A 20,142-nucleotide genomic window follows, 5' to 3' on the forward strand; every position below is an offset into this window, starting at 1 on the left:
AATGGAGATGTCCGAAAGGGCATCTCCATTTTTTATGTCTTGAAATAAAAGTCTAAACTAGAAGTGGCGTTCGCCAATCTCTCTTTTACCTAGCAACACGGCTCCTACCATCGCTACAAGCAAAAGGATCGACGCAAGCTCAAATGGCAACAGGTAATCCCGGAAAAGCATATGACCGAGGCTTTCGATCATCCCGATCTGCGAATCGTAGGTTTGTGGATTGAATGGCTCGATAGCGGTTTTGCGGTAAGCACCGAAAAGGATCACGAAAACCGTCCCGCCGACGATCGTAGCGGCTATTTTGGTCAGATTCGTCTTAGCTTCCTCCTGGTCCTGCTTCATATTGAGGAACATGATCACGAACAGGAAAAGTACCATGATAGCCCCGGCGTAAACGATAATGTTCACTGCCGCGAGGAATTGGGCATTCAACAGGATATAATGCCCCGAGAGCGTGAAGAACGTCAGGATCAGGTACAGAACGCTGTGAATGGGGTTACGCGATACCACGACCATCACCGCGCTCAGGATGGTCAGGAAGGATAGAAAGTAAAAAAATGATACTGCTGAATTCATAATGTTAGTAACTGCTGACAGTCTTGGTTTACCAATCAGGGAATAGCTCGGGGAACAACGTTGGTGACCTCACCACTGGCTCTTTTGGCATCCAGCGCACGCGCTTCTTCTTTGGTCCAGGCCTCACGGGTGTAGCGGTTGTTCATATCTTCCACGAGCAGGTCTTTACCCCAGATCACCTGGTCGCGTTCGGTGAATACCGGAACGAACTCATCGTGGCGCAGGTATACTGCCTGTTTCGGGCAAGCTTCTTCGCAAAGGCCACAGAAAATGCAGCGTAGCATATTCACTTCATACACTGCTGCGTATTTTTCTTCGCGATACAGGTTTTCTTCACCTTTCTCGCGCTCGGCTGCTACCATTGAAATAGCTTCCGCAGGACACGCTACTGCGCACAACCCGCAGGCGGTGCACCGCTCGCGGCCTTCCGCATCTCTTTTCAGGATATGTCGTCCACGGAAAACCGGTCCCAGGTACCGTTTCACTTCCGGGTATTGGATCGTTACTTTCTTCGAAAAAAAGTGCTTGATCGTAATCGCCAGACCTGTTGCAATAGCAGGCAGGTAGGCGCGTTCCGCCAGCGTCATTTCTTTATTGCTTACTTGCTTTGAGCGATTTGTCAATTGCATGGCAATACGATTTTGGAATTAATTCAACCACGCGGTGATCACAGGCTTCAAGAAAAGCACAGCTGCACCGGTGATAATAATGTTAAAAATAGCAAGAGGGATCAGCTTTTTCCAGCCCAGGTTCATCAATTGATCGTAGCGGAAACGCGGGATTGTCCAGCGCACCCACATGTAGAAGAACACAAAGAACAATGCCTTTCCGAAGAAAACAGCCGTTCCGATCAATGTTGCGATGTTATGACCTGTATCCGGGCCGAAAGATTTCACCAATTGCGCATACACGAAATCCATTCCGGGGTAGTTGTAACCGCCGAAATACAGCACGGAAATGATCGCCGAAGAGATGAACATGTTGATATACTCCGCGAATAGGTAGAAACCTAACTTCATACTGCCGTACTCGGTGTGGTAACCACCTACAAGCTCCGTTTCGCACTCGGGAAGGTCGAAAGGCACGCGGTTACATTCTGCGAAGGAGCAGGTAATAAAAATGATGAAACCCAGCGGCTGGTAGAAGATATTCCAGTTCATACCGTGCTGCTGTGCCACGATTTCGCCCAATGAAAGCGAGCTGCTCATCATCAGGATCGCGATGAGCGAGAGGCCCATGGCTACCTCGTAACTGATGTTCTGCGAAGCCGCGCGGATCGCTCCGAGAAGCGAGAATTTGTTGTTGGAAGCCCAGCCACCGACCATGATACCGTATACACCCAGCGCCACAACGCCGAATACATAAAGGATACCAATGTTCGATTCAACGCCTTGCAATGCCACCTCATGACCTGCAATGCGGAATGTGCTACCGAAAGGAATTACAGCACTCGCCAGCAATGCCGTGAGCATCGCCAAGCTAGGGCCGGCGATAAAGAGCCATTTGTTGGCTAATGCGGGAATGAAATCCTCTTTGAAGAACATTTTACCGGCATCGGCAAGCGGCTGCAAAAGTCCGCCCCAACCCGCGCGGTTAGGTCCGCTGCGGTCCTGGATGAAACCTGCTACCTTTCTTTCAGCCCATGTAGAGTACATGGCGATGAGGAGCGTTAGCCCGAAAACGGCAACGATGGTTACGGTTTTAACAAGAAATTCTACTAAATCCATTTGAAAGCAATTTTATCCGGCTGCTTTGACTACTGATTCTCTTAATTATTGTTGGCTGCCAACGAACGGTGGTTGGCCTTATCGTTATTCTCGATGCTTTGGTGACGGATCGTGTCCTCGTCGGTCACGTATGGCCGTGAATCGTCGATTTGCTTGAACTGTGATGCTGCCAGTTTCAGTGCGAAATCCGGTTTTGCCACCAGGTCTTTGCGGTATTTGTTGGCAGAAATTACAGAGCTCCGTTTCACTTTGGTAGGTCCTTCCAGTACCCAGTCACTGGTTTTTTTCTTCTCAAAACGGCAGGTATTGCAAATGAAGTCATTCACCTCACCCCAGGTATTTTTGCGGGCAGTCACGCGGATGATTTCATCGCCACGGTACCAGACGGTCGTTTTACCGCAGCATTTGTCGCAATCGCGGTGCGCATCTTCGGGTTTCGAGAACCACACACGGTTTTTGAAACGGAATGTCTTGTCGGTCAATGCGCCTACGGGGCAAACGTCGATCACGTTTCCTGAGAAGTCGTTATCGATGGCTTTCTCGATGTAAGTGCTGATTTCCGAAGCATCCCCGCGGTTCATGACGCCATGTACGCGTCCGTCGGTGATCTGGTCGGCGGTGTACACGCAACGGTAGCAAAGAATGCATCGCGTCATGTGCAGCTGCACGTGCGGACCGATATCGATCTTGTCGAAGGTTCTTCTTTCTTCTTCGTAGCGGGTTTTCACCGAACCGTGTTCAAATGCGAAATCCTGTAAATGACATTCACCGGCCTGGTCGCAAATAGGGCAGTCGAGCGGGTGGTTGATCAGCAGGAATTCCACAATGCTCTTGCGGGTATCGAGTACAGCCTGGTTGGTCGTGTTCTCCACGATCATTCCATCCTGAACCTGTGTGATACAAGATGGGACCAGCTTTGGCATCGGACGTGGGTCCTTCGCGGAACCTGCCGATACTTTTACCAGACACGCACGGCATTTACCTCCGGAAACCGGAAGCGGTTTATAGTAGCACATCGCAGGCGGAACAAGGTGCCCCTGGCTCTCATCCGCTTCGGCGATCTTCCGCGCCGCCTGCATAATGGTAGTCCCGGGTTCTACTTCGACCTCGATGCCATCGAATGTAATTTTCAACAATTGGGGTTTAACTTCTTCCATGTCAGTAATACATTATGCTATCTCCTGTCGGCTTCATATATGTCGAACGAAGCCATTGTAGTTCTATATTTCAGCGTATTCGCAAAGTTATAGCCCAAAATGTTTGCAGGAGCTTTTCCTTTTGGTGAAATCACGTAACGAATTTCCCTTTCATCTACCATCCTTCTGAACACGTCATAATTGAACGTCCCATTTTGGTCTGCAAGGTAAACCAGATCGGTGAAAGGAATCAAATTATTTTTATATAGAAACAAACTTAAAAAAGACCCTTGGAAATTCTCTGAGGAAGGACATATGTACACATGTTCCGTAGGCTTCAGGCCCATTTGTTTGGTCAGATATTCAGCCACTTTACGGTCTTCAATGTACAGCCTTTCGAAATTGTAAACCGCGCTCGCTTTGTATTTCATAAAGACGTACAAAGTGCAATGCAGGAATGTGAATGCCAGGAAAAGCGCGAGGCCGGCTTTGGTAAAACCTGTTTTCAATCCTGAAAAATCATTGGGCATTGAAAAGAACAGCGCCAGCTGAATTACCGCTACGATAAGGTAGTCCTGGTAGTATCCAACCCCGGCCCCGATTTTAAATGCGGTCATAGTCGCAAAAAGGAAAAACAGGGCAGAGGCGATCACCAGAAAAAGATGAAAGCCGGTAGGGTGATGATATAGGGTATATGCGCTTACGAGGGCATTAAGCACAATGAGCGCCGCAAATTGTAACAGCCAATGCTGCAATGTCCAGTCGTAGAACCAGCCCCAGCTGGTAGAGTTTGCTACGCCACCGACAATGTTGAGAAAAAACAGCTCGATAGTATTAATGGGAAGAATCGCGAGGTAGAGCGCGAATGCCAGAATCCCGAAGCCGGTGAGTTTCAGGAACATTACGAAATCCCGCTTAATCAGCCAGTAAACGCCCGCCGCAATAGGTAGTATAGCTCCGCTTTGTTTGACAAAAAATGCCGAAACACCGATGAAAATAGCCAGAAACCACAATTTCTGATCCCTGTTCTCCAACGCGTAATACACTGATATGACAAAGAGCGTGGTCAGAAGCACCAGCAGGCTGTCAGGACGGGATGTAGTCAGAAACCAGAACGACAAAATATGAAAGAGCACCAACCCGGTAAGCAGGGCGGCGACCTTTTTCTTTGTGACCCGGTAAATGAAATAACCCGCTGTACTCAAGGTGACTATGGTAAAAAAGTTTGATAAAAGGCGACTGGCAACATAAATCTTGTGAACGTCGGTGCTCGCCCATCCCGTGAGTTTCACAAGGAATGTCACGATGGTAAAATATAGCGGTGTGTACTGCGTCAGCCGGAACGGCGCTTTTTCAGGATCGGTATAAATGTCCTGGCCGTCGAGCAAGAGCTGAATAGCGGCGATCGCACTGGCTTCACTGCCGGAAATGTCGGGTGAATAACTGAATACAGCCTGCATTTTCACTACTAGCAATGCAAGGCCGCTTAGCAACCCGAACAGTGCCGATAGTAACAGAATTCTGTCTTTAACCCAAACAAGACCACCTCTTACAATCATTAGCCCAATACCATTTCACCCATATAAACTGCGCCGGGCTGCGTTGCCTCCTGCGGGTGGGTGATATGCCACACAAATTCGTCGCGGAAATGGCGGATCGCGCTGGCCACCGGCCAGGCTGCGGCATCGCCGAGCGGACAAATGGTGTTACCTTCTATTTTCTTTGAAATATCTACGAGCAAATCGATGTCGTGCATGCTGCCATGGCCATGCTCGATGCGGTGGAGGACTTTCTCCATCCAGCCTGTTCCTTCGCGGCACGGGCTGCATTGTCCGCAGGATTCGTGGTGGTAAAAACGCGAGAAATTCCAGGTGTTGCGAACGATACAGGCTGTTTCGTCAAAAACGATAAATCCGCCTGAGCCCAGCATGGTACCCGTTGCGAAGCCACCGTCCGACAGCGATTCGTACGTCATCAGACGATCTTCGCCTGCTGCGGTCTTCGTGATGAGGTTGGCAGGAAGAATAGGTACAGACGAACCGCCTGCCACCAATGCTTTCAAATAGTGCCCTTTACGGATACCACCGCAATATTCGTCCGAATTCAAAAACTCATCCACACTCACACCCAGCTCGATTTCGTAAACGCCCGGCTTCTTAATGTGGCCTGATGCGGAAATCAACTTGGTACCGGTACTCCGGCCAATCCCGATTTGTGCATAAGCATCGCCGCCATTGTTGATAATCCATGGCATATTGGAGATCGACTCCACGTTGTTCACCACGGTAGGACTTTGGTAAAGACCTTTCACCGCAGGGAATGGCGGCTTGTTGCGTGGGTTACCTCTTTTTCCTTCGAGTGATTCGAGCAATGCGGTTTCTTCACCGCAAATGTAAGCGCCACCACCCGGCTGCACGACCAATTCAAGGTCGTAACCCGAGCCAAGGATATTTTTACCTAAAAACCCTTGCGCTTTCGCCTCGGCAATCGCTTTTTCCAGAATGCGGATCACGTACATGAGCTCGCCGCGCACGTAGATGAACGACTTGTTGGCGCCCAACGCGAAGCTGGAAATGATCATACCCTCGATCAGCAGGTGAGGAATGCATTTCATCAGATGGTGATCCTTGAAAGTACCCGGCTCCGATTCGTCGGCATTACATACCAGGTAACGGGGAACACCCTCGGGCTTGGCCAGGAAGCCCCATTTCATTCCCATCGGGAAACCAGCGCCACCACGACCGCGCACGCCTGATTTTTTTGCTTCTTCCACCACCTCTTCCGGGGTCATGGTTTTGATAGCTTTTTCAACGGCAGTATAGCCTCCCTGTTTGCGATAAACATCGAAGGTTTCGATACCGGGGACATTAATATGCTCCGTTAAAATTTTTCTAGCCATTTGAGGATAATATTTTCAGCTCCTGAAAGCTTATTTACTTAAATCTTCTATGATTTGGTCGACCTTTTCGTTGGTCAGGTTCATGTAGAACTGCTCGCGGATCTGGAAAACAGGCCCCCAGCCGCATGCGGCGAGGCATTCTACTTCTTTCAATGTAAACTTGCCGTCGGCAGTGGTTTCACCCGCTTCGATACCCAGTTTCTTTTTCAGGTGTCCGTACACATCTTCACCGCCCATTAAGCAGCAAGGTCCTGTACGGCAATATTCGATCACATGCGTGCCAACCGGATCGAGGTGGTACATGGTATAAAAGGTAGCAACCTCGTAAACCTCGACAGGTTTTATATCTAAAATACCGGCTACATAATCCATTACTTCGCTGCTCAGCCAGCCCCATTGTTCCTGGGCCACGTGCAAAACGGGTAAGAGAGCCGATTTTTGGCGGCCCTCCGGATAACGTGCGATAATTTCTTTTACTGTTTCAAGTCGTTCGGGTGTGAACGCAACCAGATTAGGTGATTCGGTCATTTCTAAATAGGTCTTTAACAAACTTTAAGCGTCCAGTTCACCTGCAATTACGTTCAGGCTACTCATCGTCAGGATGGCATCCGACAGTGATGAGCCTTTGCACATTTCAGGGTATGCCTGATAATAAATAAAGCTTGGTCTGCGGAAATGCAGACGGTACGGAGCCCTGCCGCCATCGCTGATCAGGTAGAAGCCCAGCTCGCCGTTTCCTCCTTCCACAGCATGGTAAACTTCGCCTGCCGGTGCGTCTATTTCACCCATTACAATTTTGAAATGGTAAATAAGCGCCTCCATATTACGGTAAACCTCGTTTTTCGGAGGTAAGTAGTATTCGGGGGCATCGGCGTAATAAGGTCCTTCGGGAAGGTTGTTGATGGCCTGCTCCACGATGCGGAGGCTTTGCCACATTTCTTCGTTACGGACCATGTAACGGTCGTAAGTATCACCATTCTGTCCGATAGGGACGTCGAATTCAAAATCCTGGTAAGAGGAGTACGGGTTCATCACGCGCACGTCATAATCCACGCCCGCTGCACGCAGGTTGGGGCCGGTGAAGCCGTATGACAATGCTCTTTCCGCTGAAATAGGGCCTACATTAATCGTCCGGTCCATGAAAATCCGGTTACGGTTAAGCAGCTTTTCGAGCTCCCGGAGTACCGGAGGGAAAGATTTGATGAATTCCTTAATCTTGCGGATAGCCGTGCTCGAAAGGTCACGCTCCATGCCACCGAGGCGGCCCATATTGGTTGTAAGGCGCGCGCCGCAAACTTCCTCGTAGATTTCGTACACTTCTTCGCGCTTCTGCATCACATACAGGAAGCCGGTGAATGCGCCGGTATCCACGCCGAGAATACTGTTACAGATAATATGGTCGGTAATGCGTGCGAGCTCCATCATAAGCACGCGGATGTACTGCGCGCGCTTGGGAACTTCCACCCCCAAAAGCTTCTCGACCGTCATGTGCCATCCCAGGTTGTTGATCGGGGAGGAGCAATAGTTCATGCGGTCGGTCAGCGTGGTGATCTGGTAAAAAGGCCTTCTTTCGGCAATTTTCTCAAATGCCCGGTGGATATAACCGATCGTCTGCTCGCCCGAAACGATCTTTTCGCCATCCATTTTCAGGATGTTCTGGAAAATACCGTGGGTAGCTGGGTGTGTCGGGCCGAGGTTGAGGGTGGTCAGTTCTTCTACGAGTTCAGGCAACTCGCCTTGAGAAGGAACATTATGCGGTAATAATTCAATATCTGCCATATCTTACTCAATATAGATCATCGGCCGAAAAGGGCGTCAATTTTATCTTCACGGGTCGCATCTTCCAGCGGATATTCCTTGCGCATCGGGAAGTAATCCATTTCCTCGATGTTCAGAATACGTTTCAGGTTCGGGTGCCCGTCAAACAAGATACCAAAAAAATCGTAGGTTTCGCGCTCCATCCAGTTGGCGCTGGCGAAAAGGCCGGTCGCTGTCGGAATGTGGATATCGGCAGCCGGAATGGCCACTTTAATGCGGATGCGGAAGTTATGCACGAAGCTGTGCATATGATAAACCACCACGTATTCCTTGCCGGTATTTTCAGGATATTGGATACCTGTAATGTCGGTGAGGAATATGACCTGGTAGTTCTTATGATCTCTCAGGAACTCCATCAATGGAAGAATCTCTTCGCGGGTCGTTGAGAGCGTCAACAAACCATATGGCTCCTCAAAGTCGAAAACCTGATCACCGAATTTTTCCAAAAGCCCTTCGGCTACCTCCTGGTTAGTAAGCATAGGGGGTTACTGAATATTATATGATGCCAATAGTTCCTGGTATTCGTCGGTATTACGACGGCGAAGCTTTTCGTTCTGTGCCAGATACTGGATCTGCATCAGGCCATCGATGATTTGTTCCGGACGCGGCGGGCAGCCGGGTACGTATACATCCACTGGGATAATGCGGTCGATACCCTGCAATACACTGTAAGTATCAAAAATCCCGCCGCTCGACGCGCATGCGCCAACGGCCATTACCCAGCGGGGCTCAGCCATTTGAAGGTAAACCTGCTTCACAACCGGCGCCATCTTCTTGGCGATGGTTCCCATTACCATCAGCAAATCGGCCTGACGTGGCGAGAAGCTCGGGCGTTCGGAACCGAAACGCGAAATATCGTAATGCGCGCCCATGGTGGCCATGAACTCGATTCCGCAGCATGAGGTAGCGAAAGGCAACGGCCAGAGTGAGTAACTGCGTGCCAGACCGATCGCTTCGTCGAATGAAGTTGCAAAAAAACCGGATCCGCTATGTCCCTGCGGAGCCTCCACTATCTTTACTTCTTTCATAATTCTTTGTATTTCAATGTTCGAAGCCTATTCCTCCCAGTTCAGTACGCCCTTGCGGATCACGTAATAGAAACCGGACAGCAAAAGGGCCATGAACAACAACATTTCTACAAATCCGAACATTCCCAGGCCTTTGAAATTAACTGCCCAGGGATACATGAAAATCACCTCCACGTCGAACAAAACAAAGAGAATCGCCACCAGAAAGTACTTCACGGAAATGGGCGTCCTGGCGTCACCAACTGACTCAATACCACATTCGAACGGATCGTCTTTCTTTTTGCTTTTGCGGCTCGGACCGATAAGGTGAGTGACAATCATTGTGCCACCAATGAAGCCGGCGGCGAGCAAAAATTGCACAATGATGGGCAAATAATCGGAAGGGAGATATTCGTTTTTCATTATTATGATCCGGTTACAGAGGGTCAGGAATGCGAAAAAAACTGTTGCCAGCGGGTTACATTCCTCCCCGTCTCTCAAAATTAGGCTTTGCAAATTTATCAATCAAATTCTTTCCTTTTTGTTTTGTCTAATTAGTATCATACTAAATAAGCCCCGTGGTGGCGGGGCTTATTTAGTACTTAATCAAGAAGGAATATTTATCTTATCACAATTTGCTTCGTGAGACTCTGTCCCTGGCCGGTTACACGGAGAATGTATTTGCCCGTCGGTAACAGGCTTACATCGATCTGCATCCGGCCGCTGAGCAGCTGCGGAGAAGTCGTTTTGATTACGTTGCCGCGGATGTCGAAAAGCTCAATCGCCGCATCTTTCACATTGTCCCGTGACTCGATGTAAATGTAGGCGCCTTGGCTTGGATTCGGGTAAATCACCACCTCGTTTTGCTCATTGGTTTTGAACTCTCTGGAAGCGGTGTCGGAGTAACAAACCAGATTGTTGCTGCCGATGGTGTAGGTCACTTTCGCTTTGGTGGTATAAACCCCTGATTTGAGGATTTTAACCAGTGAAGCTGTTGTGTCGGTTTCGGACCCGGGGCGTCTCCACAAGAATACTTCATTCACTTCATTGCCTTCGGGAATGCTCGCCGAGACGCTGAATGGTCCGGACGGCTCGATGGTCGGCTTGGTTATTTTAGCACGGATAATCAGCGAGGAAGCCGAAGAGTTGTCGGAAGTACACCCGAAAATATTCCGGCTTTTGACAAAATAGTTGCCGCTTTCTCCCAATCGGGCAGATGCTCCCGTCGCAATGGCCGTATTGGAGCCTTCTTTGTACCAGCTATATATTTCGCCGCCATTCTGTACGGAGAATTGGAATGTAGAATCCGCACACGCCTGCTGCTGGCCTTGCTGGATAATGCTCGGTTGTACCGGCTTCGCATCGTTTTCCAACACGATGAGCGGCGTCAGGATGGAGTTTCCGGAAGCATCTTTTACGGTTGCGCGGTACGTGCCGGCTTTTGAAACCTTAATCGAGCTGGAAACCTCGCTGGTATTCCATTTGTAAGAAGCGTAACCTGCGGGGAGCGTTAGGGTAACACCATTGTTGTCGGTAACGCAAGCTGCCGTTACAGCAGGCACCTCTACCGGGTTAACCGGTGTGACGGTGGAGAAGAACTTGGCATCCAGTGTTCCGAACCACGCATTCGCCAGGATCGTCAAAGCTCTGATGGTTCCTTCTTTGTCATTCACGCCCTTGCCCACGAAGTGCGTGCCATCGCCGCGGTTAGGTACGAGGGGATCTGTTTCAGGCCCCGGATAAGTAGGGTTGAAATCCGTGTTGAGTACAGCGTTTTGCGCGGCAACGATTTCCGGGTTGATGTCCGATTCAATATTGAATCCAGCGGATGTCCGTGAGGTACGGGCAATTACCCAGGTAAGTCGTTTGCCGGTATCCGCACCGAGGCGGTTCATGATCGACTGAAGGTCACGGCTGTAATTGGCACGTGGCGTCTTATACAATGCGTCGGTTTCGCCCTGCATCCAGAGAATGGCTCTAACCCCATATTGGTTGGCATAGTTGCGTGCAGCAATGCGAAGGTTGGCGTAAGGCATTTCGGGAGCATACACAAAACCGCCGTACATATTTTTGGTGGGCAAGCCTTTTGAACTGCTCGCCCAGTTTTCTATCGATGTGCCTTCCCAGGCAGTGTTGATAAATACGACAGGCACGTTCAGTCTCTGAACGAGGAGGTCACCAAGGATACCCCAGCACCAGGCAGACTGCCCGCGCGGCGACATAATATCGAGGTTCTGATTGATTTTGCTAAACTCAGCCGGAGTAGGATCGGTAAGGTTGTCGACGGAGTCGTTGCTGTAATTGGAAATATACAGTACGCGGTCGTCGTTGGCGGACGGTCCAGGGTAATTCCGGAGACCTTGTGCATTCGACTGCCCTGCGATGAGGAAAACTTCACCTACACCAAAACGGCTTAGAACATCGCGGCCTATGACCTTTCCGTCAGACACGCCCCGAACTTCCAGGGAGTACCAGCCGCCTAGGAGCGTAATCGTTCCGGAGAAAACGCCGCCCTGGGGAGCGACCTGCAAAGGTTCCCAGGGTGTTTCAAGACCCTGCCCCTGAATGACCGGCACCGCCCTCACCTCAATTTTTTCAACAGGCATGGTGAATGTACCTGTCACCTGAATCTCCCTCTGACCAGCCATGTTTCGTTGGTAGACAGACTGAAAAACGGGGGAAGTAATTCTGATGGGGGATTTTTCTTGGGAAAATGCTGCTGATGAAAAAATACAAATTAACAACAACACTTTGGCCATTACCGGAAGAATAAATCTACTACGCATTGGGAATTCTGATACAGGTAAAGTTTCTGAGCTCTAACGAAGTATAATTTTGTTAAAGTGTTCAATTACAAAACGGTCACAAATGTAATGGAATATTTTCGCTAAAATATCACTATTCCGTTTTTTTGATCAATCGGGTGTTTACACGGCGTGTTGCGGTTTGGGGCCCTTACATTTTAAAATACAAAAAAGACGAAGCGTGGGATATGCAACGCTTCGTCCTCCCGGCGCACCCGGGCAGCTCATTTGCCTATTTGGCGATGACCAGCTTTTGCGTCTCACTGAAAGTCCCCGAAATCACGCGGATAATATACACGCCACTCGACAGACCCGTCAGGTTGAAATATTGCGGGCGATCGAACTTTTGCACACGGAAAGTCCGGTGGATGATACCCCGGCTGTCGATGATCTGAACATCGGCATTCACCAGATTAGCAAATGTCTCGACGGTCACTCTTTCGCTGGCATTCGGGTTGGGATAAGCTACAAAACCCGGGTTATTTGTGTCAAGATAAAACAGGAACGGCTCTGAGAAATCGGAATAGCATGTGAGCGTTGCGCTGTACACAATGGTGTTATTGACGACATAATTACCCGCCTTCACGGCCTTAAGGGTCGCGCCGGTTTCCGGTAATTGCTCGTCGTTATATTTCCATACGTGATCACCGGCATTCAGGTTGTTTTCCGCAAATAGGGTGTAAACGCCGGTTTTACGGATTACAGGCACGCTTGGTGTTGGTTTCACATCAATGGCCACCGCTGCGGAATAAGGCGAGTAACACCCGTGATCATCCTGAATGCGGGCGGAATAATCGCCCGTTGCGAAAACTTCAATGCTTTCGCCTTCCAGGCCGTTGTTCCAGAAAAATTGATTGCCGTTGGCAGCCTTCAGCATAATGGTGTCGCCGTCACAGAATGTAGTGGGCTGTAATGCTGTCACCGCCGGCGCTGGTGGTAGTGCCAGCGTTTGAGTCGATATCTGGTTGCTCGGATCTGAATAGCATTGAAACTCATTGATCGTTTGCACGGAGTAAGTTCCGGCAGCGGTTACTTTCAGTGTTTGAGAAGAAACGCCGTTGCTCCATAAATACCCGGCAGCATTCGTTGAAACCAGGTTCACACTCAGATCCGCACAGAATGTGGTCGGACCGTCAGCGGTGATCGCCGGCGTAGGCGGCAATGGATTCATCACTACGACAACGACCGGAGAAACGGGCGAAATACAGCCGTTTTCGTCTTTTGCCGAAATTGTAAAATTGCCTGATGACCGTATTTCGATCTCGCGGTCGGTGGAGCCGTTGCTCCACTGGTAGGAAAACGCTTCACTGCTGCGCAATGTGGTATAGTCGCGTTCGCAGAACGTGGTAGCGCGCAGCGCTGTGACGGTGGGTGTTGCAGGGAGCGGATTAACTTTCACATTCACCTCATCCGAAGTGGATTCGCATCCGTTTCCATCCCTTTGCTTCAGGGTGAATTTCCCGGTAGTGGTTACCGCAATGGATTTCGTAGTAGCATTGGTGCTCCAGATGTTTCCTGAATCGTAGCTGGAAGTCATCGTAACGTTTCCGCCGTCGCAGAATGTCGTTTCTCCGCTCAGGGAAATCGAAGGCTTGGCAGGAAGCGGGTTTACCTTCACAGTTACGGGATCCGACTCAGGAGAGAAGCAGCCGACGTTGTCTAGCGCTCTTACACGGAAGTCGCCCGAGTTGACAACGGTAATAGTGGCATTATTCGCGCCGTTGGACCAGACGCTTTTCACTTTTGAGTCCGAAGTCAGATTCACTTCTCCACCCTGGCAGAAAGTGAGTGCGCCAGAGGCAGAAATCTTCGGTTTGTCCGGCAATGGTGAATTGAGCACCTGCATGGCTACTTTCTGAGAAGTAGACTCACAGCCGTAAATATTTTTGACCGTGACGAAGTACTCGCCTCCTGTGGTGACAGGGAGACGGTCGCCCGTAGCGCCCGTGTTCCAGACTGCATTTGTGGAAGTGCTTGATACCAGCGTAGCCGTATTACCGATACAAACCGGGTTGCTACCTTCGATAGTCACCGTCGGCTGGTTGGGCTGAATTTGCTCATTTACACGGATTTCCGGCGAGAAAATGTAATTGCCTTTATCATCGCGCGCTTTCACATAGTAGGTTCCGTTACCGACCGTTACACTGCTGGAAGATTGTCCGTTGTTCCAGTTGAACGAGTTCAATCCAACCGGATCGGCGTTGATCGTCACATTACCGTTCCCGGCACAATCTACGGTAATTCTGAGCGGTCTTTGAGCCTGGTAGGGCTCGGACTTTGCAAAAAAATCGTCCGTGAGGGAATTGGACCAGGCATCGCCAAGCTGCATTAAGCCGTCACCGGAAAAATGGACGCCATTGGGGGCGCCATCCTCGCGGGGAATCTGGATAACATCGGTGTTAGGCCCTTCGAAAACATTCGGTACATTAAGGATAACCTGCCTTTGTCCATTGGTAACGTTCACATCGACGAGGCGTCCATTGTCATAGGAAGTAAGGGATACCATCCACGATATATTCCGTCCTGATTCGTTGCGGCTCGTTTCAATGACGGTTTTCAGCTCGTTAAAATACCTGTCGGTTGACGTTTCTGCAAAATTGTCGGCCTCGCCTTGAAGCCACAGCACTCCGCGCAGGCCAGTAATTGGAGTATATCGTTGAATGACATTGCGCAGGTTACCATAAGGCATGCCGTCAGGTTTAATCCAAACTGACGCGTAGACCGATTCGGTCGGGCCGCTAATGCTTTCTTTCCAGTTGCGTGAAGCCATCCCAGTCCAGCCCGTGTTGAAAAACAAAATCGGGACATTGAGCCGCGATGCAAGGCGATCACCCAGGCGCCCCCAGCACCATGCGGCAGGTCCCCGGGGAGAAATGCGGCTTTGAGCGTCGATATGATGGAAAGATGGGCGCTCCGGCAATTCAAATGGATAGTCGCCTGTTTCGTAGTTATTGATGGAGTTGACACGATCGTCCTGTGCGCCCTGGTTGTTATATTTGGGGTCTTCAAAACCCTGCGCATTGGATTGCCCGGCGATCAGAAATACTTCGCCTACCCCGACGTGCTCGACGGTTTTCGACCCCACCAGTTGGTCCCCTTTCCAGCCTCTTACTTCCAGGCGGTACCAGCCGCCCTCGGCAGTAATGTAGCCAGAGAAAAAACCTCCTTTAATGCTGGCGTCGCTCAGGCTGGTCCAGTCTTTGTCTTTGCCCTGGTTGGGTGCCAGCGCAGATACTTTGGCTTCGACACGATCGACAGGCTGCGTGTAACTGCCTGCAATGTTGATGTTCGCGTTATTAGCTTTGTCTCGCTGAAGTACGATACGGTCCGAAGGGAAATCAATGCTGATTTGTCCGTATGCGGTAAAGGAAATAATACTAAATACTACCAGATAGAAATACGGTAGATAGTGTCTCATGGTGACTATAAATTCTTTGAAATAACTACTTGGACACACAATTTGCATCGAAAGGTTGCCTCTTTCAAGAAATTATTATTGTACGGGGAACGGTGAATTGATCATTTCCCATACTTTGTCTTTTAATTGTTCAATACCTTCTTGGGTTATTGCAGAAATTAAAAGCGTTGGGATACCGTTTGGTAGATTTTCTTGTAATGTAACCCGTTCTTCCTCAGAGATTACATCCATTTTGGAGATAGCCAGCAGGCGGTTTTTGTCGAGCAGCTGCGGGTTATATAAGCGCAGCTCTTGCACCAGCGTCTGGTATTCGGCCTGGATGTCCTCACTGGTAGCAGGTACGATAAAAAGCAGGATGGAGTTGCGTTCGATGTGCCGCAAGAACCGTAAACCAAGTCCTTTGCCTTGTGAAGCACCTTCGATAATACCCGGAATGTCGGCCATTACGAAAGACTTGTAATCGCGGTAAGGTACTACGCCCAGGTTCGGTACAAGGGTTGTGAAGGGATAATCGGCAATTTCGGGCTTGGCGGCCGAGACGACCGACAGCAATGTGGATTTGCCCGCATTCGGGAAGCCTACCAGACCCACGTCGGCCAGTACTTTCAGTTCAAGAATGAACCACTCTTCTTTGCCGGGCTCACCGGGTTGAGCGTATTGGGGCGTTTGGTTGGTCGCCGATTTGAAATGGTCGTTACCCATTCCGCCACGTCCGCCGCGGAGCAGGATCATTTCCTGCCCGTCTTCGGTGATCTCGAAAAGCTGTTCGCCGGTTTCGGCATTTTTGGCGATCGTGCCCAGCGGTACTTCCAGAATAATATCCTTTCCGATTGCCCCCGTGCGCCGCCCGCCTTCGCCGCCTTTTCCGTCGAACGCTTTTACGTGCTTGGTGTATTTCAAATGCAGCAATGTCCAGAGCTGGGCATTGCCTTTCAATATCACGTGACCTCCGCGTCCGCCGTCACCACCGTCCGGTCCACCTTTCTCGACGTGTTTTTCACGCCTGAAATGCATAGAGCCGGCACCGCCGTTACCGGAGCGCGCATTGATTTTTACGTAGTCTATAAAGTTAGAGGAGGCCATGTGAGTATAGTGAAAAAAATAGAAATCAGGCTGCTTCGATCGCGTTCGAGATTTCCCCGAAGATAAAATCGATTTCACCTATTCCGTTGATAGCGATAAACTTACCTTGTCCCTGGTAATAGTCGGCAACGGGTTTTGTTTTGCTGTTATATTCCTGAATGCGTTTCGCAATCAGTTCTTCGTTCTGGTCGTCGGGACGGCCGGATGTTTTGCCGCGGTTCAAAAGGCGTGCCAGCAGCTCGTCGTCGTCAACAGACAATGCTACCATCACCGAAATGCCTTCGTTGTAGCTTGCCAGCAGATTGTCCAATGCTTCGGCCTGCTTCACCGTTCTCGGGAAACCGTCGAAGATGAAACCTGCCGCGTCGCGGTGCTCTTTCAGCTTGTTGTCGATCATCCCGATCACCACTTCATCCGGCACCAGAATGCCCTGGTCCATCAAAGTTTTGGCTTTCAATCCCAGCTCTGTACCAGCCTGAATTTCCGAGCGTAGCAGATCTCCTGTCGAAAGGTGGATCAAATTGTACTTTGCAATTATTTTTTCACTTTGGGTACCTTTCCCGGCGCCCGGAGGGCCAAACAGTATAAGATTCAGCATAGTTGCTTCAAAAATTGATGTCGCGGTAGATTGGTGAATAAGCGGCAAATTTACAACTCTTACTATGATGTCTGCGAAATTGTTGCATAATTTTTACAAGAAAAATCCCCTTTACCATTTCGGGCAAAGGGGATTCGCTATCGTAAAAGTGGCTCCATTCAGGGAATAACCACCCTTTTCACCGCTCCATCTTCATTCTGAACCACCGTTACGAACAGCGTTCCTTTTGTATTTTTCTTAAGTTCGACCTGGCCTACGTACTCGCCTTCGAACTCGTGAATCTCTTTTTTACCTACTTCTTTGCCTTTGGTGTCGGTGACCGTTACCGTCACATTACCCTTTTGCGGTACGCTGAAACGCAGGTTTAGGACGTCGTCGGCGGGATTGTTGGTATAAGCATTCAATGACCGGATGCTTGCGCTTTTTGCATTGTCATTGTTATCCCAGGCATAATCGAAGCTTTTTCCGAAATTCTTCCCGAAATCCTCCATGTCGCGCATCATCATTTTGGCTTTGGGATGGAAGTTTTTGTCGAAATTTTTCTGAATCGACTTCATGCTTTCGTTGAACTTCTCGGAATCCCAGTCGAGGTCATGTTTGAAATCGCCGTCCCAGTGAAATACCATCGGCTCACGCGGATCGCGGTGGTCGACGATCACTTTTTTGCGCTTTCTGGCAGCTATCACGCCGTCGGCGCCGTCATCAACCGTAATGGAAATGGTTTGCTTACCCTTTTTGTCGACGTTCAATGAATCCAGCACTTTGTCGATGAATTTCTGCCTTTCGTCATCGCTTAACGCACCCACTTTGTAACTCTTCTCGATGTCGCGGGTTTTGCCGTTATCATCCTCGGTTACCCTGATCCGGATGCTGGTCTTTGCGTCGTCGTCGTCCTTTTTAGGTTTTTTGTCGGATTGGGCCTGCGCAACGGATAGCAGAGCGGGTGCCGCCACGAGCAGCAGCGACCATGTCAGTTTTTGAATTGAAACAGTTTTCATAAGCATTGTTTGTTTTGAGTCTGAATGAATTGCAAAACCATGGCTATGTTGCTTGGGGCGTTGTTAAATAATGTTAAAAACACCTTGGGCCGGGGGCGAAACATTAAATTTGTTCTTGGCAAAATGTCGGGCAAAGCACAGCCCGCGTTGCATTTGGGAAGCGGAAATTATGACCAAACGGAAAATACAAATTATCGTAGGGCTGATGTGTCTCGCATTGATCGGGCTCATCGGTTTTCAGTGGTACTGGATCAGGGAGGCGATTGCGATCAGGAACGACCAGTTCAACCAGAAGGTCTCGGAATCGGTACAGCAGGTGGTGCACCGGCTGGAAAAGCAGGAAATGATGTACCTCCTGCAACGCCGTATCGAAGCTGAACAGCAGAAGAGCAAGCTCGATCGCATTGCGCAGCTGCGCGACATGCCCATGAAGCGGACCACTCCGCCGGCCCCCAAAACACCTGCTCATGAAGCGGTACCGCGCGTGCAGCCGCGGATGGAGGTCGCCATCGGCCCGAATGGCGAGGAAATACACTATCAGATCATTACCGAAGCAGCTCCTACCGACGTACTCAGCCCGAATATCAGGGTGATGGTGGATCATCAACAGCGCATTATAGAGGAATTTTTCCAGGCCCAGCAATATGGTATGGCCGGGATCGACGAGTTTATGCGCCGCCGGCTGGACGACGAGCGCCGTTTGGGAAATGCGATGCGCGGCATGGCAGATCCCGAAATCCGTCGGAAAGGAGCCGATTTCCTAAAAAAGGATTCGGTTTCCAGAAATATCGCCAACCGGAAGGTGGCCTTGCCGGACAACGCCAAAGGCAGCAAGCAGAAGTCGCGGGCGATCCTCAGTACCGGGGAACCCGACCGTGCGGAGCTACTGAAAGAGGTGATGAAGGATTTTGTCTACACCCAAAGACCGATCGAACAGCGTGTGAACCGCTTTTTGCTGGATACATTATTGAAAAAACAGCTGATTCAAAATGGCGTCACATTGCCTTACGAGTTTGCCGTGAGGGGTGCCGTGCGCGGGCAATCGCCGGATAGCCTCATTTTCTCGACCGTGAGTATGCGCCGGAGTGAGTGGGAAGAGCGGTCGTACAAAGCGGCGTTGTTCCCGAACGAGACACTGACTGCGCAGAACGCATTATATGTGTATTTCCCGGATCAGCAGCGCTATATTCTCAGTAATATGGGGGTGATGTTTGGTGGCTCGGGCATTCTGATCATCGTAATTATGGCCTGTTTCTACCTGGCCGTTACGACCATTCTGCGTCAGAAAAAGCTTTCCGATATTAAAAATGACTTCATCAACAATATGACTCACGAGTTCAAAACGCCCATTTCCACCATTGCATTGGCGGCGGAAATGGCGCAGGAGAATTCGGCCTCATTATTGGATAGCCCAAAAGGCTCACGGCTCGACCGCTACCTGGGCATTATCCGCGAGGAAAATAAACGGCTCGGAACGCATGTCGAGAAGGTTCTGCAAATGGCGTTGCTGGATAAAGGGCATGTAAAACTCAAAATCACCGAAACGAACATTCACGACCTCATCGGCGCTGCACTGAATGGTCAGAGCGTGCAGATCGAGCAGAAGGAAGGGGAAGTAGACCTGAACTTCGATGCCGAGGAGGATGTAGTGGCGGCGGACGAGGTGCATATCTCCAATATTTTGAATAACCTCATCGACAATGCGATCAAGTATTCACCGGAGAAGCTGTATTTGAATATCAGTACCAAAAATGAAAACGGCGGCATCGCGATTTCCATTGCCGACAGGGGCATAGGCATGAACCGCGACCAACAGCAGCGCGTTTTCGATACTTTCTACCGTGTGCCTACCGGCAATGTGCATGATGTGAAAGGCTTCGGGCTTGGGTTGAGTTATGTCAAAAAGATGGTCGAAGCACACGATGGTACCGTTCGTCTGCTAAGCAAACCGGGTGAGGGGAGCACATTTACGATCTGGCTGCCGGTCCGCAAAGAGGAGCAAATAGTTTAGAAATATCGCCCGTAACCGCTAACTTGCCGTCTTTTTAAGATGACTAACCGACAGTTACGGTAAATTT

At 49.9% G+C, this 20,142-nt stretch carries 17 protein-coding genes; 1 reads left to right on the forward strand and 16 read right to left on the reverse strand.

What is annotated here, in order from left to right:
- Positions 1 to 57: 57 nt before the first annotated feature.
- The 16 genes from CLV60_RS03710 to CLV60_RS03785 form a co-directional block, all read right to left on the reverse strand.
- Positions 58 to 576 (reverse strand): NADH-quinone oxidoreductase subunit J family protein, encoded by a 519-nt coding sequence (locus CLV60_RS03710; protein WP_106594063.1) that lies wholly within the window; start codon positions 574 to 576, stop codon positions 58 to 60.
- A 35-nt stretch (positions 577 to 611) separates the two neighbouring features.
- Entirely contained in the window at positions 612 to 1,205 is a 594-nt protein-coding gene (locus CLV60_RS03715; protein WP_106594064.1) for a NuoI/complex I 23 kDa subunit family protein, read from the reverse strand.
- Positions 1,206 to 1,223: 18 nt separating this feature from the next.
- Positions 1,224 to 2,303 (reverse strand): NADH-quinone oxidoreductase subunit NuoH, encoded by a 1,080-nt coding sequence (nuoH, locus tag CLV60_RS03720; RefSeq protein ID WP_106594065.1) that lies wholly within the window; start codon positions 2,301 to 2,303, stop codon positions 1,224 to 1,226.
- Positions 2,304 to 2,344: 41 nt separating this feature from the next.
- A complete protein-coding gene (locus CLV60_RS03725) occupies positions 2,345 to 3,460 on the reverse strand; it encodes an NADH-quinone oxidoreductase subunit G (RefSeq protein WP_106594066.1) in 1,116 nt (371 codons plus the stop codon).
- A gap of 17 nt (positions 3,461 to 3,477) precedes the next feature.
- Entirely contained in the window at positions 3,478 to 4,998 is a 1,521-nt protein-coding gene (locus CLV60_RS03730; protein ID WP_106594067.1) for a glycosyltransferase family protein, read from the reverse strand.
- Entirely contained in the window at positions 4,998 to 6,338 is a 1,341-nt protein-coding gene (nuoF, locus tag CLV60_RS03735; protein WP_106594068.1) for an NADH-quinone oxidoreductase subunit NuoF, read from the reverse strand. Before nuoF ends, CLV60_RS03730 begins: the two co-directional genes overlap by 1 nt.
- A 30-nt stretch (positions 6,339 to 6,368) precedes the next feature.
- The gene (nuoE, locus tag CLV60_RS03740; RefSeq protein WP_106594069.1) at positions 6,369 to 6,866 is read right to left on the reverse strand and encodes an NADH-quinone oxidoreductase subunit NuoE; all 498 of its coding nucleotides are present in this window, start codon (positions 6,864 to 6,866) and stop codon (positions 6,369 to 6,371) included.
- Positions 6,867 to 6,890: 24 nt separating this feature from the next.
- The gene (nuoD, locus tag CLV60_RS03745; RefSeq protein ID WP_106594070.1) at positions 6,891 to 8,117 is read right to left on the reverse strand and encodes an NADH dehydrogenase (quinone) subunit D; all 1,227 of its coding nucleotides are present in this window, start codon (positions 8,115 to 8,117) and stop codon (positions 6,891 to 6,893) included.
- Between the two features lie 17 nt (positions 8,118 to 8,134).
- Complete coding sequence (locus CLV60_RS03750) at positions 8,135 to 8,635, reverse strand: NADH-quinone oxidoreductase subunit C (RefSeq protein WP_106594071.1); 501 nt, start codon at positions 8,633 to 8,635, stop codon at positions 8,135 to 8,137.
- A 6-nt stretch (positions 8,636 to 8,641) separates the two neighbouring features.
- Positions 8,642 to 9,184, reverse strand: a complete 543-nt coding sequence (locus CLV60_RS03755; RefSeq protein WP_015813533.1) for an NADH-quinone oxidoreductase subunit B — start codon at positions 9,182 to 9,184, stop codon at positions 8,642 to 8,644.
- A 27-nt stretch (positions 9,185 to 9,211) separates the two neighbouring features.
- On the reverse strand, positions 9,212 to 9,586 hold the full coding sequence (locus CLV60_RS03760) for an NADH-quinone oxidoreductase subunit A (RefSeq protein ID WP_090375516.1): 375 nt from the start codon (positions 9,584 to 9,586) through the stop codon (positions 9,212 to 9,214).
- A 197-nt stretch (positions 9,587 to 9,783) separates the two neighbouring features.
- Complete coding sequence (locus tag CLV60_RS03765) at positions 9,784 to 11,811, reverse strand: T9SS type A sorting domain-containing protein (RefSeq protein WP_229210805.1); 2,028 nt, start codon at positions 11,809 to 11,811, stop codon at positions 9,784 to 9,786.
- 388 nt (positions 11,812 to 12,199) lie between these two features.
- Positions 12,200 to 15,385, reverse strand: coding sequence for a T9SS type A sorting domain-containing protein (locus tag CLV60_RS03770; RefSeq protein ID WP_106594073.1), 3,186 nt, complete (start codon positions 15,383 to 15,385; stop codon positions 12,200 to 12,202).
- A 75-nt stretch (positions 15,386 to 15,460) separates the two neighbouring features.
- Entirely contained in the window at positions 15,461 to 16,468 is a 1,008-nt protein-coding gene (gene obgE / locus CLV60_RS03775; RefSeq protein ID WP_106594074.1) for a GTPase ObgE, read from the reverse strand.
- A 25-nt stretch (positions 16,469 to 16,493) separates the two neighbouring features.
- The gene (locus tag CLV60_RS03780) at positions 16,494 to 17,066 is read right to left on the reverse strand and encodes an adenylate kinase (protein WP_106594075.1); all 573 of its coding nucleotides are present in this window, start codon (positions 17,064 to 17,066) and stop codon (positions 16,494 to 16,496) included.
- Positions 17,067 to 17,224: 158 nt separating this feature from the next.
- Positions 17,225 to 18,064 carry a T9SS type A sorting domain-containing protein gene (locus CLV60_RS03785; protein ID WP_229210806.1) on the reverse strand — a complete coding sequence of 280 codons (840 nt, stop codon included), beginning with the start codon at positions 18,062 to 18,064 and terminating at the stop codon, positions 17,225 to 17,227.
- A gap of 169 nt (positions 18,065 to 18,233) precedes the next feature.
- Here CLV60_RS03785 and CLV60_RS03790 point away from each other — a divergent pair, with 169 nt between their 5' ends.
- Positions 18,234 to 20,075 (forward strand): sensor histidine kinase, encoded by a 1,842-nt coding sequence (locus tag CLV60_RS03790; RefSeq protein WP_106594076.1) that lies wholly within the window; start codon positions 18,234 to 18,236, stop codon positions 20,073 to 20,075.
- Positions 20,076 to 20,142 lie beyond the last annotated feature (67 nt).

It is taken from the genome of Dyadobacter jiangsuensis (assembly GCF_003014695.1).
In the GTDB taxonomy this organism is placed as follows: domain Bacteria; phylum Bacteroidota; class Bacteroidia; order Cytophagales; family Spirosomataceae; genus Dyadobacter; species Dyadobacter jiangsuensis.